16 protein-coding genes are annotated in these 17,382 nt (G+C 28.1%); 5 read left to right on the forward strand and 11 right to left on the reverse strand.

Going from position 1 to position 17,382, the window contains the following annotated elements; all coding sequences use genetic code 11:
* Positions 1 to 120: 120 nt before the first annotated feature.
* Together JW646_RS06010 and JW646_RS06015 are read left to right on the forward strand one after the other, a co-directional pair.
* Complete coding sequence (locus JW646_RS06010; protein ID WP_148557312.1) at positions 121 to 792, forward strand: response regulator transcription factor; 672 nt, start codon at positions 121 to 123, stop codon at positions 790 to 792.
* Positions 793 to 794: 2 nt separating this feature from the next.
* Entirely contained in the window at positions 795 to 1,994 is a 1,200-nt protein-coding gene (locus tag JW646_RS06015) for a sensor histidine kinase (protein ID WP_228416916.1), read from the forward strand.
* 441 nt (positions 1,995 to 2,435) lie between these two features.
* On the opposite strand, the gene JW646_RS06020 is transcribed toward JW646_RS06015, so the two are convergent.
* From JW646_RS06020 to JW646_RS06070, 11 genes are all read right to left on the reverse strand, one after another.
* Positions 2,436 to 4,364: a carbohydrate-binding domain-containing protein gene (locus JW646_RS06020; protein WP_228416917.1), complete on the reverse strand. Its 1,929-nt coding sequence runs from the start codon at positions 4,362 to 4,364 to the stop codon at positions 2,436 to 2,438.
* A 129-nt stretch (positions 4,365 to 4,493) separates the two neighbouring features.
* On the reverse strand, positions 4,494 to 5,444 hold the full coding sequence (locus JW646_RS06025) for a DUF4097 family beta strand repeat-containing protein (RefSeq protein WP_228416918.1): 951 nt from the start codon (positions 5,442 to 5,444) through the stop codon (positions 4,494 to 4,496).
* Positions 5,444 to 6,100: a permease prefix domain 1-containing protein gene (locus JW646_RS06030; protein ID WP_206925385.1), complete on the reverse strand. Its 657-nt coding sequence runs from the start codon at positions 6,098 to 6,100 to the stop codon at positions 5,444 to 5,446. The genes JW646_RS06025 and JW646_RS06030 overlap by 1 nt, the downstream gene beginning before the upstream one ends.
* A 15-nt stretch (positions 6,101 to 6,115) precedes the next feature.
* Positions 6,116 to 6,436: a PadR family transcriptional regulator gene (locus JW646_RS06035; protein ID WP_206925384.1), complete on the reverse strand. Its 321-nt coding sequence runs from the start codon at positions 6,434 to 6,436 to the stop codon at positions 6,116 to 6,118.
* Positions 6,437 to 6,579: 143 nt separating this feature from the next.
* The gene (locus tag JW646_RS06040; protein WP_074919292.1) at positions 6,580 to 7,149 is read right to left on the reverse strand and encodes an HD domain-containing protein; all 570 of its coding nucleotides are present in this window, start codon (positions 7,147 to 7,149) and stop codon (positions 6,580 to 6,582) included.
* A gap of 95 nt (positions 7,150 to 7,244) precedes the next feature.
* Positions 7,245 to 8,756 carry an MATE family efflux transporter gene (locus JW646_RS06045; RefSeq protein ID WP_228416919.1) on the reverse strand — a complete coding sequence of 504 codons (1,512 nt, stop codon included), beginning with the start codon at positions 8,754 to 8,756 and terminating at the stop codon, positions 7,245 to 7,247.
* Positions 8,757 to 8,960: 204 nt separating this feature from the next.
* Positions 8,961 to 9,779, reverse strand: a complete 819-nt coding sequence (locus tag JW646_RS06050; protein WP_228416920.1) for a MerR family transcriptional regulator — start codon at positions 9,777 to 9,779, stop codon at positions 8,961 to 8,963.
* A gap of 171 nt (positions 9,780 to 9,950) precedes the next feature.
* On the reverse strand, positions 9,951 to 11,369 hold the full coding sequence (locus JW646_RS06055) for a carbon starvation CstA family protein (protein WP_228417374.1): 1,419 nt from the start codon (positions 11,367 to 11,369) through the stop codon (positions 9,951 to 9,953).
* Positions 11,370 to 11,510: 141 nt separating this feature from the next.
* Positions 11,511 to 12,239 carry a LytR/AlgR family response regulator transcription factor gene (locus tag JW646_RS06060; protein WP_228416921.1) on the reverse strand — a complete coding sequence of 243 codons (729 nt, stop codon included), beginning with the start codon at positions 12,237 to 12,239 and terminating at the stop codon, positions 11,511 to 11,513.
* Positions 12,240 to 12,242: 3 nt separating this feature from the next.
* On the reverse strand, positions 12,243 to 13,439 hold the full coding sequence (locus JW646_RS06065) for a sensor histidine kinase (RefSeq protein ID WP_228416922.1): 1,197 nt from the start codon (positions 13,437 to 13,439) through the stop codon (positions 12,243 to 12,245).
* A 135-nt stretch (positions 13,440 to 13,574) separates the two neighbouring features.
* On the reverse strand, positions 13,575 to 14,084 hold the full coding sequence (locus JW646_RS06070) for a transcription repressor NadR (RefSeq protein ID WP_074919299.1): 510 nt from the start codon (positions 14,082 to 14,084) through the stop codon (positions 13,575 to 13,577).
* A gap of 224 nt (positions 14,085 to 14,308) precedes the next feature.
* On the opposite strand from JW646_RS06070, the gene nadA reads away from it, so the two are divergent.
* Genes nadA through nadC form a run of 3 tightly spaced genes read left to right on the forward strand, consistent with a single transcriptional unit; the run spans position 14,309 to position 17,349 of the window.
* The gene (nadA, locus tag JW646_RS06075) at positions 14,309 to 15,235 is read left to right on the forward strand and encodes a quinolinate synthase NadA (RefSeq protein WP_228416923.1); all 927 of its coding nucleotides are present in this window, start codon (positions 14,309 to 14,311) and stop codon (positions 15,233 to 15,235) included.
* Positions 15,225 to 16,517 carry an L-aspartate oxidase gene (locus tag JW646_RS06080; RefSeq protein ID WP_228416924.1) on the forward strand — a complete coding sequence of 431 codons (1,293 nt, stop codon included), beginning with the start codon at positions 15,225 to 15,227 and terminating at the stop codon, positions 16,515 to 16,517. Before nadA ends, JW646_RS06080 begins: the two co-directional genes overlap by 11 nt.
* Positions 16,510 to 17,349, forward strand: coding sequence for a carboxylating nicotinate-nucleotide diphosphorylase (gene nadC, locus JW646_RS06085; RefSeq protein ID WP_228416925.1), 840 nt, complete (start codon positions 16,510 to 16,512; stop codon positions 17,347 to 17,349). The genes JW646_RS06080 and nadC overlap by 8 nt, the downstream gene beginning before the upstream one ends.
* Positions 17,350 to 17,382: the final 33 nt, after the last annotated feature.

Here is a 17,382-nt window from a genome sequence, read left to right on the forward strand (position 1 = left end):
TTTTTTAAGGGGCTTTGTTGTATAATATAATAAAATTCGCTTTATGTTAGAGGTGTTTATGTACCGTTAAATTTTGGATAAATACCTTGCTTAATTTGAAGCTTTTTGGAGGAAAATATATTGAAACTTTTATTAGTAGAAGATGAAAAACAGCTTTCTGAAGCCTTAAGTCAAATATTAATTAATAATAAATATAGTGTTGATGCAGTTTATGATGGAGAAAATGGATTAGAATACGCACTAACAGGCATTTATGATGTAATTATTTTAGATATAATGCTCCCTAAACTAAATGGATTAGAAGTTTTAAAAAAACTTAGAAAAGAAAATATTTCAACACCTGTACTTTTATTGACAGCCAAAGACTCTGTTGATGACAAAGTCACTGGTCTTGATTTAGGTGCAGATGATTACTTGCCAAAACCTTTTGATCCAAAGGAATTATTAGCAAGAATTAGAGCAATTTCACGAAGAAAAGGTGAAGTAATAAATGATAATTTATTACGTTATTGCGATATTAATTTAAACATATCTAATTATGATTTAAGTTGTAAAGATTCGTCAGTGACTCTCACTCAAAAAGAATTTGAAATATTAAACTATTTTATGCAACGCCCTAAAAATATCGTAAGTAAAGATGATTTAATCACTAAGCTTTGGGGATTTGATTCTGATGTGGAATACAATAATATTGAAGTTTATATATCTTTTATTAGAAAAAAGCTAACTTTTATTAACTCTTCTGTTAAAATAACAACCATAAGAAGAGCTGGCTATAAACTGGAGGAGTGACAATGTTTAAAAAACTTAAATCAAGATTTATTTTAATAAATATGACTTTACTCACTGTAGTATTTATAAGTATTTTTGGATTTCTCTATTTTATGACCAACCATATCATTAACAGGGAAACAAATATGACTATTGATTCACTTATGAATAATTCGCCAAAACAAAAACCTAATAATGGAAATATTATTGTAGAACTTGATGTTAGTGGAAATATAATAAATTACTTTGTACATCTCAATTACGACATGACTGCTACAAAATTACAAAACTGTATAAACAGTATTTATAAAAATGATAAGGGTAGTGGCAAAACTAAAATAGATGATTATACTTACAAATATGAAAAAAGATCATTTGGAAGTCATTCAAAAATTGTACTTTTAAATATATCTTCAGAGGATAGTTTAAAAATAAGATTAATACAAATTTTTATTTTGGCTGGATCCATAAGCCTTGTTATTCTCCTAATAATAAGTATTTTTCTTACTAATAAAAGCATCGAGCCTATTAAGGAAACTTTTAATAAGCAAAAACAATTTATTGCAGATGCTTCTCATGAGCTAAAAACACCATTAAGTATAATTAAAACAAATACTTCTTTATTAATGAGCTACCCTGAAGATACAATAAAAAATCAATCTAAATGGATTAAGTATATTGATTCTCAGTCAGATAGAATGTCTGATTTGATAAATGAAATGCTTTCTCTTGCAAAGTTAGATGTGGAGGAAAATAAATTAATAGTTTCAAATATGAATCTTAGCGATATTATAAATAGCATGCTTTTAACTTTTGATGCTGTTATTTTTGAAAGTAAAATCACATTAGAAACTAATATAAGTAAAAATATTACGATAAATGGTAATAGTGATAGTATGAAAAAATTATTTAGTATTCTTATGGATAATGCAGTAAAATATACAAATAAATGCGGATCTATCTCTGTTGCATTAGTTAGAGATAAAAATAAAGCTAAATTAATAATTAAAAATACTGGAGACGGAATTCCTAAAGATAAACTAAACAAAATATTTGAAAGATTTTATAGAGTAGATGATTCTAGAGATAGAGAAACTGGTGGATACGGACTAGGTCTATCAATTGCAAGATCTATTGTTGATCAACATAAAGGTAAAATTTATGCTACTAGCAATTTTAATAAAGATGCAACCTTTACCGTTGAGTTACCACTTTTTTTGTAAAAATAAAATATATTTTTAATTGGTTATTTTTATACCTATATTATAAAAGGCTGTATGTAATTTAATTTTCATACAGTCTTTCTTCATTGCAAATCTTTTATTCATCCATTACTAGTTCTTTTTTTATAATTTCATAATCATTTTTTAAACCTTTAATACTTATATTTTTTATAGAAACTTCTCTATCTCTGTACTCCAATTTATTAGATATTATTGAATTTATTATTCCTAATCAAAGTAAAACTATCAAGATAGAAATTAAATGTACATAGCCCTAACAAATAAAGTCCTACTAGTTTCAGTCCTCGATAATTTTCAACTTCTTCTTTATTCTTGTATGAGTACGTTAAAACAATATTACAAAAAAACTATGTTTAATAGTAAGTAAAAAGAAACTACCTAAATAGTTTATTTAGGTAGTTTCTTTTATTAAAATGACCTTTACATATTTTCCATACTACTATTATTTCCAGAAGGAGGAGTCATCTTTTCGCCTCTATTTCCTCCATCTCCTCCTGGTTGATTACTATTGCTTGACGCACCTTCTTGAGTAATATTAGTTATTACGTCTGAAATTTCACTACTTCCTACCTCAGCTCCCTTAGTATAACTTCCCCCTGAGTATAATCCATCTTTTTCTTTTCCACTACAAGATCCTCCCACATATACCTTGTATGTTTCTTTTAATTTTATATTAGGAGTACATATAACTACTGATGAATAAGTTTTAGCAGGTGAAAAAGTAACTATATCATTACCATTTTCTGATTCTACCCTTACTAAAGTTTTAGCTTCTTGAGGAGTTAAGCTAACATTTATGGTATTTAATTTAGAAGAAGAACTTGGAGTTTGAACCATACCTAGGCTTCCTGCCGCTATTAAAGTTCCTCCACTCATATTAAACTCACCATCGTAATCTAAGGCTCCATTGCCTCCATTAGTTGGTCCACTTACAATGACAGTTCCTCCTGTCATTGTTAAGTTACCATTTGCATCTAATCCATCGCCATCAGCATCTATAACTAAGTATCCACCATTTATAGTTGCTGTTCCACTTGTTGTTGATTCCATTTTATTTTGGCCTGGTCTCCCATTTGTAGATGAACCATCTGCTCCTCCTGCCGCATTTAAACCATCATCACTGGCTACCACATGTATATTTCCATCATTTATAGTTATATCTGTACCTTCTATTCCTTCATAAGACTTAGTAATATCTAATGTACCACCGTTTATTTCTAGTTCGGCATCTGCATGAGTTCCGTCATCTCCAGAAGATAAGTTAATATCTCCATTATTTATAATCAATTTGCTATTTGAATGTATGGAATCATCAGAAGAATCTATATTAATACTCCCATCATCTACTTGAATTACAGAACTTGCTTTAATTCCTTTTGCACTAGTAGTGTCTTCTGTTGTAGTAGTATTGTTTTCCATATGTTCTCCTGGTTTACCCCCGCCCCATTGGCCCCATACATCTTTACTACTACTATTTTCACTTCCTCCACCAGTTGAAATATCAATATTTCCACCAGCTACTAACAAGTTAGTTTCTGCTTGAACTCCATCTTGCTGTGCTGTAATTTTTATAGTTCCATCTTCTAGAGATACACAGCCTTTATCATCTTCATCAGCGTTATAGGCCTGAATTCCATCTCCACCAGCATCTATAGTTATTTTTCCACCTCTAACTACAATAGAGTCTTTTCCCTTTATTCCATCTGCCACGGATTTTACACTTATATTCCCACTTTCAATCATTAAATCATCTTTGCTCACTATTCCCTTATCGTAATTCCCATTAACTTGCAAATATCCATTTCCTATAAAAGTAAGATCTTCTTTACTAAAGATCGCAGCATCTTGGTTATTTTCTGTTTTATCATAAGTTTCTCCATCTGAAATTTTGTTTTCACTATCATCAGCTAAAGCAAATACAGTTTTTTCAGAGCTTAATATTTGAATTGGAGAATTACTTTTACATGTAATATCAACTCCTTCTAGAAGAATATAAGTCTTCTTTTCCTTATCTGTATTTACTATAATTTGTCCATCACTTAACTTTCCGCTAATACTATAAGTTCCTGCCGTATTTATAGTAATTATATTTCCATCAACATCTACTCCACTACCTTCAACAGTTGTATTGTTATCACTAAGTTTTATATATGTACCTATATCTCCTATTGTTTCTATTTCTTCACTTGATTTACTTAACAAGGTTGTAGCATTTTTGTTAGCTTTTGTACTAGTATTTATACTACTAGGATCACTTTCTTTAGATGTATCATTGCTTTTATTTGAACATGCTGTCATACTTACACATAATGAAAAGGCAGATAAAACTGCTATTAATTTTTTATTCATAAGTTCATCCTCCACAAAATCTTTTATTCTTATGAAAAAATCATATCATTCTTATCTTAAAGTAATCTTAAATCACATTATTTATAATTCTTTAGTACACAAAAAAAGAAGGAACATAGCCCTTCTTTTCTAATCATTTATGCTTATATCTCCTGTTTTTACATTTACTATAATCTTATTAACTGGATCATTTCCATATTGACCAGTAAAATAATCTGATGATTGTGATACATTGTTAAACTGTAACCCTGTATCTAAATCTCCAAAGCTTTTATTACCTTCAAAAATAAAACTTAAATTTTTATTTGTATATAAATCTACGTTTCCAACTTTTGATTTAACTCTAAAGTCTCCATTTAAATTTTCTATATTACAAGTGATACCTCCAACTTTTGATTCTATGCTCCCTTTTCCACTAAATTTATTTATATCAATATCTCCAGTTTTTCCATTAATATTTACTTCTTTTCCATCTAGATAATTAAAGTTCACATCTCCAACTTTGTTATTTATAGTAATTTTATTAGAATTTATTTTTTGATTTCCATCAATATCCCCAGTTACAACGTCAATTGATAGATTATTTAATTTTAAATCTGAATCAAATGTTATATCTCCTACTCTGTTGTTAATAGTTATATTTTCTCTATAAGTTTTTGGAACCTTTATTTCTACTTGTAAAGAATATCCATTAAATATTCCAAATATATTTCTACTTGATTTATTATTCAAATCCTTAATTTCTAATGTATCTGATTTAATGTCACCATTGATATACTTATTATTTTTTAACGTTTTATTACATTTCACAATTATTTTTATATTATTTTCAGTATTTTCAGTAACAATTAAATCACTGGCGTTAAAATCAGTTTTTATGTTCTTTATCTTATTTATATCGTCAAATTTTAATTCTTTTACTACTTTCATATTTGAAGATGTAAAACTTCTATTAAAAATATTACCTGAAAATACATTTCCACCCCATCCTTTTATGCCTACTGCTAATACTAGTGCTAATAAGATTGCAACAATAGACCAAAGGACCATTCTAAATTTGACCCAATTTTTATCATTCATTAATCTATCTCCTTATATTCAAAATAGGCTCTTATTACTTTTTCTATAGCCCCGCCTATTATAAACATTATCCATGTTATATGCCATGCACCTGTTGTAAAGCTTATTAGTAAATATATAGCTGTAATTATTGCCCACATAGCACTTTCAATAGATTTTCTTACTCTTCTACTTTTATTAGTAGTACTTTTCCATTCTTTAAAATCCTCTACTAAAGTGTCATCCTGTTTCATATATTGTGGCTTTGTCATATTGTTATAAATTAAAAGGCCTGTAGCGCTTGCTATTAATAAGAACATTATAACTACTCCTAAAGTTTCAAATCCAAAGCCATCAAAAACTATAACACTTACAGGGCATAATATATACATCATTACTGATATGGCTGTAATTTTAGCACTTTTCTTCTTATCCCAGCTTTCCTTTGTTATTTCTAAAGGATCTTTTTCAAATAAATTATCAATATTTCCTATACTGGATATAACCTTGTTGTAAGCCACTTCATCATCCATATTACTTTGTAATAAGTCATAATATTTATCTAATAAATTTGCTAATAATTCTTCTTTAAACTCTTCTGTTCTTCGATTTTTGGGTGCACTTTCAAATAGTTCTTGTACATACTCCTTTATTTTTACTTCGTAGTTCCCTATCATAATATACCTTCCTCCTTAAATTAAACTATCAATTATTTTTTTAGCTTCTTCCCAATCCAACTTATTTTGTTCATAAATTTGTCTTCCCATTTCAGTGATTGAATAATATCTTCTTCTAGCTCCACTTCCTTCATTTCCCCAATAGGATGTAATTAACTCAGCTTTTTCTAACCTTCTAAATGCTGAGTACAATGTAGCTTCTTTTAATTCATAAATATTATTTGTCTTTTCTTTTATTACTTTATTTATGGCATATCCGTAACTATCGCCTTTTATAAGTTCATTTAATATTATGGTGTCTGTGTTTCCCCTTAGTAAATCTGATGTAATTGACAAGAATAGCATCTCCCTTTTTCATATTTTACTATTATAGTAGCTTTATATACTTCGCCTGTCAAGGTATATATAAAAATATAATATATTTTTTTATATAATATGTTAATAATAAAAAAAGTTGCTAGATTAATCTAGCAACTTTTTTATTTATTTTTTAAATTTATACTATCGTTTGTATCTTTATCAATTATATTTCTCATGGATTTTAGTACATCATCATATTCAAAATATTTTTTCCCATATTGTAAATTAAATTTATAATCAAAATCATCAGGATTTTTCCCTTGATTATGTTGAACTATAGTTTCAAGTTTATCCATAGCTTTTACAAGCTTAGCTTCTTTTGTAGAACATTCATTATACTCTTTCCACAAATCATATACTTTTCCACTTAAACTTTCTGGTAATGTTGTTAACATTCTTTTCATGGCTCTCTCTTCCATATGGGATTTATTATCATCTTCACTTTGAAGTTTTGCTGATATATCTCCATCATAAAGCTCCCCTAAATCATGAACTAAACTCATCTTTATAGCTTTATTAATATCAACATCTTTAAAGTCCTCTTCTAAGACCATTAACAACATTGCCAGCCTCCAAGAATGCTCCGCCGTAGATTCTCTTCGACCAGTTTTTGTCCAAGCAGTTCTTGTAACTGATTTTAAATTTTCTATTTCTTTTATAAATTCAATAACTTGATTAGTATTATTCATAGCAACTCTCCTGTACATATATGTTAATTATACTTTATCATAGACATATTATTAATTTATATGACATATGTCATTCATACATATACATTGTAAGATTATCTTACCTTAGCACCAGCATAAAAAAATAAGGATATAATATTTGATATTGGCATGGCAAAAAATACACCTAGCCCAGGATCAATATTTATAATATTAAACTTACTAATTAATATAGGTAAAATTATACATAATGGTATAAATAAAAATACTTGTCTAACCAATTCTAACTTACTGGCATTTTCTTCTTGGCCAGATACTTGCATAAATGTTACTAGAGTATAAATAACACCCATGAATGGAAAACCTAAAAGCATTATTTTAGTTATACTTATAGCTGAGTCAATAATATTTTTATCTGATGTAAATACTCCTATTATTCCCCTTGAAAAAACATAAACTATTGTAGTTGTAATTAGCGCATAGGCTAAACTGTACTTTAAAGTCTTTGATTTTAGTATCTTTTTCTTTTCTTCATTATGACTTCCTTGGTAATAAGCTATTACAGATTGAATTCCCTCGGTAAAACCTATTAATGGCAATAATAACATCATATATATGGAGTTACAAATTGCCCAAGCTCCTATATATAAAACTTCTCCATAATTAATTAAAATTTTATTAACTGTAAACCCATTTAAACTATTTAAGGCCTGCATTAAAAATTGAACAAATCCTATTTTAATCAAAAAAATTAATATTGGTTTAACCTCAATAAATTTTATTCTACTTTTCTTTATCCAAAGATTCTTTCTCAATAAGAAAATATAGGCAAATAAAGTATATGAAATTTCACTTATTAGTGTAGCTAAACCTATTCCCACAATGCCCATGTGAAATACAAAGGTAAATAATATATTAAAAATAATATTTATAATTGTTGCACTGGTCACAACTATAATCTCAATTTTGGGATACCCAAAAGATCTTATATTATTAACTAAAGTATAACCTACTGAACTAAATACATTGAAAATTACAGCAATATTTAAATATTGTTTTGCTAAGATTCTTATGCTACCTGTAGCACCAATAATATCTAGAAGCTTATCTTGACCTATAAATATTATTAAAGAAATTATTGAACTGAATATTATAGTTGAATACAATCCTATTTTAAAAGTATTGTTAATCTTTTGTGGACTATTTTCTCCCATTTCTTTTGCAATTGCTATCCCTGTGGATACACCAAAAATTAATTGGGCAGCAATTAATAAGGACAGGATTGGGCCTATTATGCCCATGGCTGATAGAGCATTGCTACTAATACTACCTAAGTGACCTGCAAAGGCTGTATCTATCATAGAAGCAAAAGACTCTAAAAGTAATGAAATTATGGCTGGAATTGAGAAGTATGCTATTAATTGATTTACTGATTTTTTCTCAAAAATATTGTTTTTGCTCTGCCTATCATCTTCCTTACATGAGGTGGCAGATGTCCGCGACTCTTCCTCATCTTTTTTACCGCTTAAACATGTTTCTTTTTTATCTATTAAATCCTCTTTACATTTTTTAACATTTAGATTTACCCTTTTATTATTCTTTTTAATTTGTTTTACTTGTAAATCCATTTTTATCAACTCCTTACTTAGATGATAAACCTAGGTGTAAGTCATAAGTCAAGTAAAATTTAGAATTTAATATAATAAAAGGAAATATCTAAAAATATAACTAAAAATATTTCCTTGTTATTACAAACTTAGTGAATTTTAATCAACATAAATGTCTAAGTCAAAATCAAAGATATCTAATTGGCAATATGAATGGGGTAAATTTTATTTTACAGGAATATAAAGTCCAAAATAATCAATAGGACTTTCATCTTTATATACAGTTAATAGCATTTGTCCAAGTATTGGACCAGCTACATTAATCTTATTTTCTATTACTATTTTTCTTACATACCTTATCCAATTATCATAAGCCTTATCATCTAAAGCTATTACTGTATACATATATTGTTCTTCTGATATAAATTCAATACTTTTGCTTTCGATGTTATCTTTTATTTTTTCAATATTGTCTGTTATAGTAAGACCCCACTTTATCTTTTTCTCTGCATCATTATCAAATAAATCACCTTCATCTATTAAGAAAGAAAAGTTTATATAATCAAATATGTACTGGTCTATATTTTGAATTTTTTCTACAAGTTCTATAAAATCATTGAACTTATCTTCCTTTGTAATTTCTAAAAAGAAGTAGCTTTCTCTTTCATCTTTTACTAGCTCTACTTTTTTAGAGTCATAAATACACTCTTCCACAGATATTTTCATCATTTCTAGTCTTCGTTGAACCTTCTTTAATTTTTCGATTTCTTTATGTATGTATATTTCTTTATCTTTAATAAGACTTAAAACCTGTTCTGGAGAAGAGTCTTTCATTACCTCATCAATATCATTTAAAGAAAGATTTAATGTTTTATAAAAAATTATATCTGTTAAGCAGTTTAAATCTTCAATTTTATAATATCTATATCCATTATTTTCATCTTTATTAGGTCTTAATAAACCTATATTATCATAGTGCACCAAGGTGTCCCGGGAAATATTAAACAGCTTACTTACCTCTCCAATTAAATATTTATCTTTCATATATACCGTCCTTTTTTAATCTTATCTCTATACTTATATATTAAAAAAGTGTTTAATATAATGCAATAAATAAGTAAATTTATAATTTTCCAACATAAAAATAAACTACTTAGCACAGGCCAAGTAGTTTATTTTTTTAATGGGGTTTTTATATATTAGTGTTATCATCTATTAAGCTATGTTTTGTTTATTACCCTCAGCTTTTACTTTTCTTACTTTATTGAAGAATATAACTGTGAAAATTAAACCTGCAGCTACACCTACTCCATTACCTATTACTGGTGATAATCTAAACCCTTCTGGAGCTTGCATTATATAACTAAATGTTACTACTGTCATAAATATTGCTGGTATAACAGTTATAAAATAGTTTTTATTAGACTTAAGTAAGAACATTGTTCCTGTCCATAACATTATCATAGCTAATGTTTGGTTTGACCATGCAAAGTATCTCCATATTACGTTGAAATCTATAAATGTTAAAGCTACACCTACTGCAAATAAAGGTATTGCTATCATAAATCTATTTTTAATTGCATCTTGTTTTATATTAAATGTATCAGCTATTGTAAGTCTAGCACTTCTAAATGCTGTATCTCCTGAAGTTATTGGACATGCTACAACTCCTAGTATTGCTAGTCCTGCTCCTACTGATCCAAGTAAAGCGACTGACATTTCTTGAACACCTACTGCTGGATTTGTTCCATAAAGTGCTTGTAATTGTGGTTCACCATGGAAGAACGCCATTGCTGCTGCTGCCCATATTAAAGCTATAATTCCTTCTGCTACCATTGATCCATAAAATACTGGTCTTATTTCTCTTTCATGCTCAACACATCTTGCCATTAATGGTGATTGTGTAGCATGGAATCCTGATATGGCACCACAAGCTATTGTTATAAATAAATATGGGAAAATTGATTTTCCTCCTGGATGTAAGTTAGTTAATGTTACTTCTGGTATATTGTAACCTTTTACTATTAAACCACCTGCTATACCAACAGCCATTATTATAAGTGCAGCTCCAAATAGTGGATATATTTTTCCTATAACTTTGTCAATTGGAAGTATTGTTGCTAATATATAATAAACAAATATTACTACTACCCATACTGATGTATCAATTTTAGTTAAGTTGTTTAAAAGTCCTGCTGGTCCAGTTACGAATACTACACCTACTAAAACTAACAATACTACACTGAATACTACCATTACTTTTCTTGCACTTTCTCCTAAGTAAATACCAACAAGTTCTGATGCTGATACTCCTTTGTTTTTAAGTGATAAATAACCTGATAAAAAGTCATGTACACCACCTGCAAATATTGTTCCAAATACTATCCATAAAAATGCTGCCGGTCCAAATAATGCCCCTTGAATTGCCCCAAATATTGGTCCAAGCCCTGCAATGTTTAAAAATTGGATAAGGAATATTTTCTTCCAATCCATTGGTACATAGTCAACTCCATCTTCTAAAGTTATTGCTGGAGTCTTTAATGAGTCATCAATTCCAAATGTTCTTTCTACAAATCGTCCGTATATAAAATAACCTAAAATTAAAATAACAATTGCACTAAAAAAAGTAATCATAATTTCTACTCCCTCTATAGTTTTTTGTAGAGACTTGTATTTTTTTATCATTTTTCCATCTCTATACCAATATAGTACTCCTTATATTAAGGAAAACTATTTCTTGTGTACGAATTGTCATAAATTATACATGAATTGCATTTATATATTCATAAGTTGCCTAAATAACTTCACCCTACCCCTACTTACTGTTATTTCATATTTTCCTTTGTTCAGTTTTAAAATATATGTATTGTTAAACCAAGGTATTATTTCTTCTATTTTTTCTAGATTTACTAAGTAAGATCTATGAGTCCTAAAAAAGCTATCATTATTAATTGTTTTCTCTACTTCTGATATACATTCTCTTATTTCATATTCTTGATCTTTAGTAAAAATATGTGTATATCTTTCTCTTGCTTCACAGTAATAAATATCATTTACATCAACTATGTGAATTTTATCATTTTTCCAAAGGCTTATTTTATTACTAACCTTTTGATACTCAACTTTATCTTTGCAATTATCATCAAGGATAGCAGTTTTCAACTTATCTAACATGGAAATTATTCTTTCATCTGAATATGGTTTTAAAATATAGTCAAAAATATCTAAATTGAATGCTTCCACTGCATAATTATCATAAGCAGTTATAAAAACTATTTTTGGTTTTCTCTCAAATTTATTTATAGTTTTGGCTAAAAGCATTCCATCTAACTTTGGAATATTAATATCTAGAAATATGGCATCTAATGTATTTTCTTGTATAAAATTAAGTACGTCTAATCCATTATCGAACTCATCCACAATTTCCATTTCTGTATATTTTTCAATAAAATACCTTAACTCTTTTCTTGCTGGAAATTCATCATCCACTATAATAACTTTCATTTTTTACCTCCCAACGTAAAACTCTATTAAAGTTCCACCATCTAGTTTTTTTATGTCTAATCCTCTATGATAATATAATTTTAGCCTTAAATGTACATTATAAAGACCTATTTTATTTTCAGGCATATTACCTGAATATAAATTTTCTATAACTTTATCGTCTATTCCCACTCCATCATCCTCAACAGATACTTTAACTTTTTCCCCTAAATCCTTAACAGAAACAATCACTTGTCCACTTTTATTTTTCTCCTTGCTTAAAATTCCATGAATAATTGCATTTTCAACTAGTGGCTGAATAATTAAACTTGGTATTTTGACATCCACATCATCTATGTCATAAATAACTTTTAATTTTTCACCAAATCTTGCTTTTTCTATTTCCACAAATGACTTTACTTGATCTATTTCTTTTTTTATACTTATGGGTTTATCATTAAACTCTAAATTGTGCCTAAGATAAGTAGATAAATTTATTATAAGCTCTCTTGCTTTTTGAGGGTCAAAGCGTATAAATGATGCTATTGTATTCAAAGCATTGAATATAAAATGTGGGTTAATTTGTCTTTGAAGAGATGTTATTTCTGCTTTTTTCCTTTCTTCTATCTCTTTTTTATCTTTTTCTATTACTTGTACAATACCCACCATAAATCCTATCCCCAATTGTCCAACAATAAGAGGTAAATATATTGACCTTATAATATCAATAGCTAAATTTGTAGGTTTTGAAATAAAATATATTAAAAATATTGTTATATTTTCTGAAATCATTCCAACTAAAATTCCCCAAAAAGCCCTTGATGATCTTGGTATTTTTTTGTGTGCAATACCTGATAATATTCCAGCCATAACACTAGATATAAAACAAGGTATAGATGTCATTCCCCCTGGATCAATAAAATATCTATGCGCTCCTGCAATAAATCCCGCCGGAATGCTAACAACAGGTCCAAATAATACACCACCAGATACTATAGAAATTATTCTAGTATTTACAATAGATCCTTTGTAATGGATTCCGTTATATGTTGCCATTATTGCCAAAGAAGTAAATATTATAGATATAACAGCTAAATCTTTTTTACTGTATTTTTCTTTTTCAAAAATTTTTTTAAATGTATTTAATCTACTAATTAATAAAAATAGCATTACTAACAAACTTGTTTTTTCCATCAATGCTATTAAATAATCTGTCTTCATATGACTCCTCCTTTTCCCTTCACATTAAGTATATATTACCATTTTATTTCAAATAAACAATCGATTAATATATATAGTTTATTTCATCAAAAAAGGGCGTATCAAAAATGATACTACCCTTAATAAATTTAAATTTTATAATAATATATTTACTTCTTTTAGTTCCTTTTTTATTTCTTCCAAAGTATTTTCATCTGGTACTTCTATTGTATGAACATGATAATCTTGTGTTAAACTAGATAATTGTTTGAATCCATTCTTTTTACTATTTTTCATAAATATTTTAAGATCTCTATTTGATGCAAGGTTTAATTCAGCTTTTATTGTTCCATAAGTAGGATGATCTACTATAACATCTTTTACTTTACCACCTAAATCAATAATTGTTTGCAATTCTAATAAAATATGCTCCTCATTATAATGATTTTTACATTTTATTTTAAATTCTTGATTCCTTATAGCGTATATAATATATCCAGTAGATGTAGCTAATATATCAATTCCAGAAGCTCTTAATAGTGCAATATCCTTTACAACAATCTGTCTTGTTACATTAAGTTCTTTTGCTAAATCTACACCTTTAACTGGTTTATTAGATGTTTTTAATATATGTAATAATTTTTCTCTTCTTTCATTGCTATTCATAACACACCTTCTTCTTAAATAATTAGTTTATCTATCTTTTTACTATTTTATATAGATTTTTACTATAAATCAATAGGTCATTTATTATACTTAATTGCAACATTATATATTATTAAGTTTTTAACTATCCTATTTTTTGTTGTGTAGTAATAACTACGGTGTTATAATGTTTTTACAAGTGTATATACACTTGTAAAAACATTATAACAGAAAAGGGTGTAAATATGAGGAATATTTTAAAAGAAAATATTTTACAGTTAAAAAAAGAAAAAAACGCTATAATACTTGCTCATCTATATGAGCCTGATGAAATACAAGAAATTGCTGATTATGTTGGAGATTCATATTATTTAAGCAAAATTGCTTGTGATAGTAAGGAAGAATTAATTATATTTTGCGGAGTAAAATTTATGGGGGAAAGTGCTAAAATTTTATCCCCACACAAAAAAATCATCTTGCCAGCTACTAATGCAGGATGTCCAATGGCTGATATGGCTAGTGCCTCTGATTTAGAAGAAATAATAGCAAAATATCCAAATGCTTTTAAAGTATGTTATATAAATTCATCTTATGAAGTTAAAGCCCTTTGTGATGTTTCTGTTACTTCATCTAGCGCTTTAGACATTTTAAAAAATGTTCCTAATAAAGAAATTTTATTTTTACCAGATAGAAATTTAGGTAGTTACATATCTGAATTTTTCCCTGAGAAAGAATTTATTCTATGGGAAGGCTTCTGTCCTACTCATGAAAGACTTACTTCTGAAGAAGTATTAAGAGCTAAGAAAGATCATCCAAATGTAAAAATATTAGCTCACCCAGAATGTAACAAACCAGTTAGAGACTTAGCTGATTATATAGGAAGCACCAGTGGTATCATAAACTATGCTACAAAATGTGAAGATGAAGAATTTATAATTTGTACAGAGGAAGGTATTTTGTATGAATTAAATAAAAGAAACCCTAATAAGAAGTTTTATTTCCCAGAAAAAATGATTTGTCCTAATATGAAAAAAACTTCTTTAGAGAAAGTTTATGACGCTTTATGCGGAAAAGTAGATGAAGTTGTTCTAGATAAAGAAATATCAGAAAAAGCTTTAACATCTCTAGAAAACATGCATAAATTAGGGGAGATGGTTCTTTGTGGAAAATAAATATGTAGATGTTTTAGTAGTTGGATCTGGTGTAGCTGGACTATATTGTGCACTAAATCTTCGTCAAGATTTAGATGTAATGGTGGTTTCAAAGGACAAAATAGATTGTACTAATACATCTTTAGCTCAGGGTGGTATATCTGTAGCTAGGGATTTAGATGATGTTCCATTTTTTACGGAAGATACTTTAAAAGCTGGTAAATATAAAAATAATATTCAAGCTGTAAATGTTCTAACAAAAGAATCTATTGAAAATGTAGATTACCTAGTCTCTTTGGGACTTAATGTTGATAAAGATGAAGATGGTAATTGGGATTATACAAAAGAAGGTGCTCACTGTGTAAATAGAATTATACACACACAAGATAATACTGGCGAAAATGTTGAAAAAACTCTTGTAAAAAATTCTTTTAAACGTAAAAATATAAGAATTTCAGAGGATACATTCCTTGTTGATATAATTGAAAGAAACAACAAATGTATTGGTGCTATATTATTAAAAGATAAAGAACAAATTAATGTATTTGCTAAATTTGTAGTTCTTGCTTGTGGCGGAATTGGTGGTTTGTATAAAAATTCTACTAGCCAAAGAATTTTAAGAGGAGATGGTTTAGCTGTAGCTCTTAGACATGAAATAGAACTTAAAGATATTAATTACATTCAAATTCACCCTACTGCTTTTTATGATGAGTCTGGTGATGAAAGAAGATTTTTAATATCTGAATCTGTGAGAGGTGAAGGTGGAAAACTTTACAATATCAATGGAGAAAGATTTGTGGACGAACTTCAGCCTAGAGACGTAGTATCTGATGCAATCTTCAATGAAATGAAAAAAACTAATACACCTTATGTATATCTTGATATTAGTTTCTTAAATGAAGAATATCTTAAAAACCGTTTCTCTACTATATATAATAAATGTTTAGAAAAAGGTACTGATATTACAAAAGGACCTATAAAAGTTTCTCCTGCTCAACATTATTTTATGGGTGGTATCAAGGTGAATTTAAATAGTAAAACTTCCATGAAAAATCTATATGCCGTTGGTGAAACTGCTTGCACAGGAATTCATGGTGCCAATAGACTGGCTAGTAACTCTTTACTTGAAGGCCTTGTTTTCTCTAAAAGAGCTGCCAAAGATATTAATGAAAACATAGATCAGTTTAATCTAACAAAAGTGGATATTGATGAAATGTATACTAGCAGAGAAGAAATTGAAGAAGAAAATAAACGTATAGTAGTAAATGCTATTAAAGATAAGGGTGGAGTTATAGATGATTAACTTTTTAGTAGTAGATAAAATAATTAAAAATGCTCTTGTGGAAGATATCCCTGGAGAAGATATAAGTACAAATTCTGTAATTAGTGAAGATAGTAATTCTACTGTAGATTTAATTTGCAAAGAAGAAGGAATCGTTGCTGGACTTAAAGTTTTTGAAAGAGTTTTTAAAATTCTTGGTCATGTGGAAGTTATTTTTTTAAAAAATGATGGAGATAAAATTTATCCTGGTGATAAAATAGCTCTTATAAAAGGGAATACTAGATTCATTCTTCAAGGTGAGCGTGTTGCTCTAAATTTATTACAAAGAATGAGCGGTATTGCTACACTTACTAATAAATATGTTAAAGAAATTGAGCATACAAACGCTAAATTATTGGATACAAGAAAAACTACGCCTAACTTAAAAATACTTGAAAAATATGCAGTTAAAGTTGGCGGTGGTCATAATCATAGATTCAATTTATCTGATGGTGTTATGCTAAAAGACAATCATATTGCAGCCGCTGGTGGCATTACTAATGCTGTTAAGCTATGTAGAGAAAATTCTTCTTTTGTTAGAAAAATAGAAGTTGAAACTGAAACCTTAGATATGGTTAAAGAAGCTCTACAAGCTAATGCTGACATTATTATGCTAGATAACATGAATTTAGAAGTAGCAAAAGAAGCAATAAATATGATTGGTGACAAAGCCATTATAGAGTTTTCTGGTAATGTAAGATTGGAAAATATTAAATATATTGCTGAGATTGGTGTTGATTGTATATCTGTTGGTGCTCTTACTCATTCTGCAAAAAATCTTGATCTTAGTATGAAAAACTTAAAAAATATATAACTTATGAAAATAAAGAGTAATAGTTTTAGATGA

Source organism: Terrisporobacter hibernicus (assembly GCF_020809405.1).
Lineage (GTDB): Bacteria > Bacillota > Clostridia > Peptostreptococcales > Peptostreptococcaceae > Terrisporobacter > Terrisporobacter petrolearius.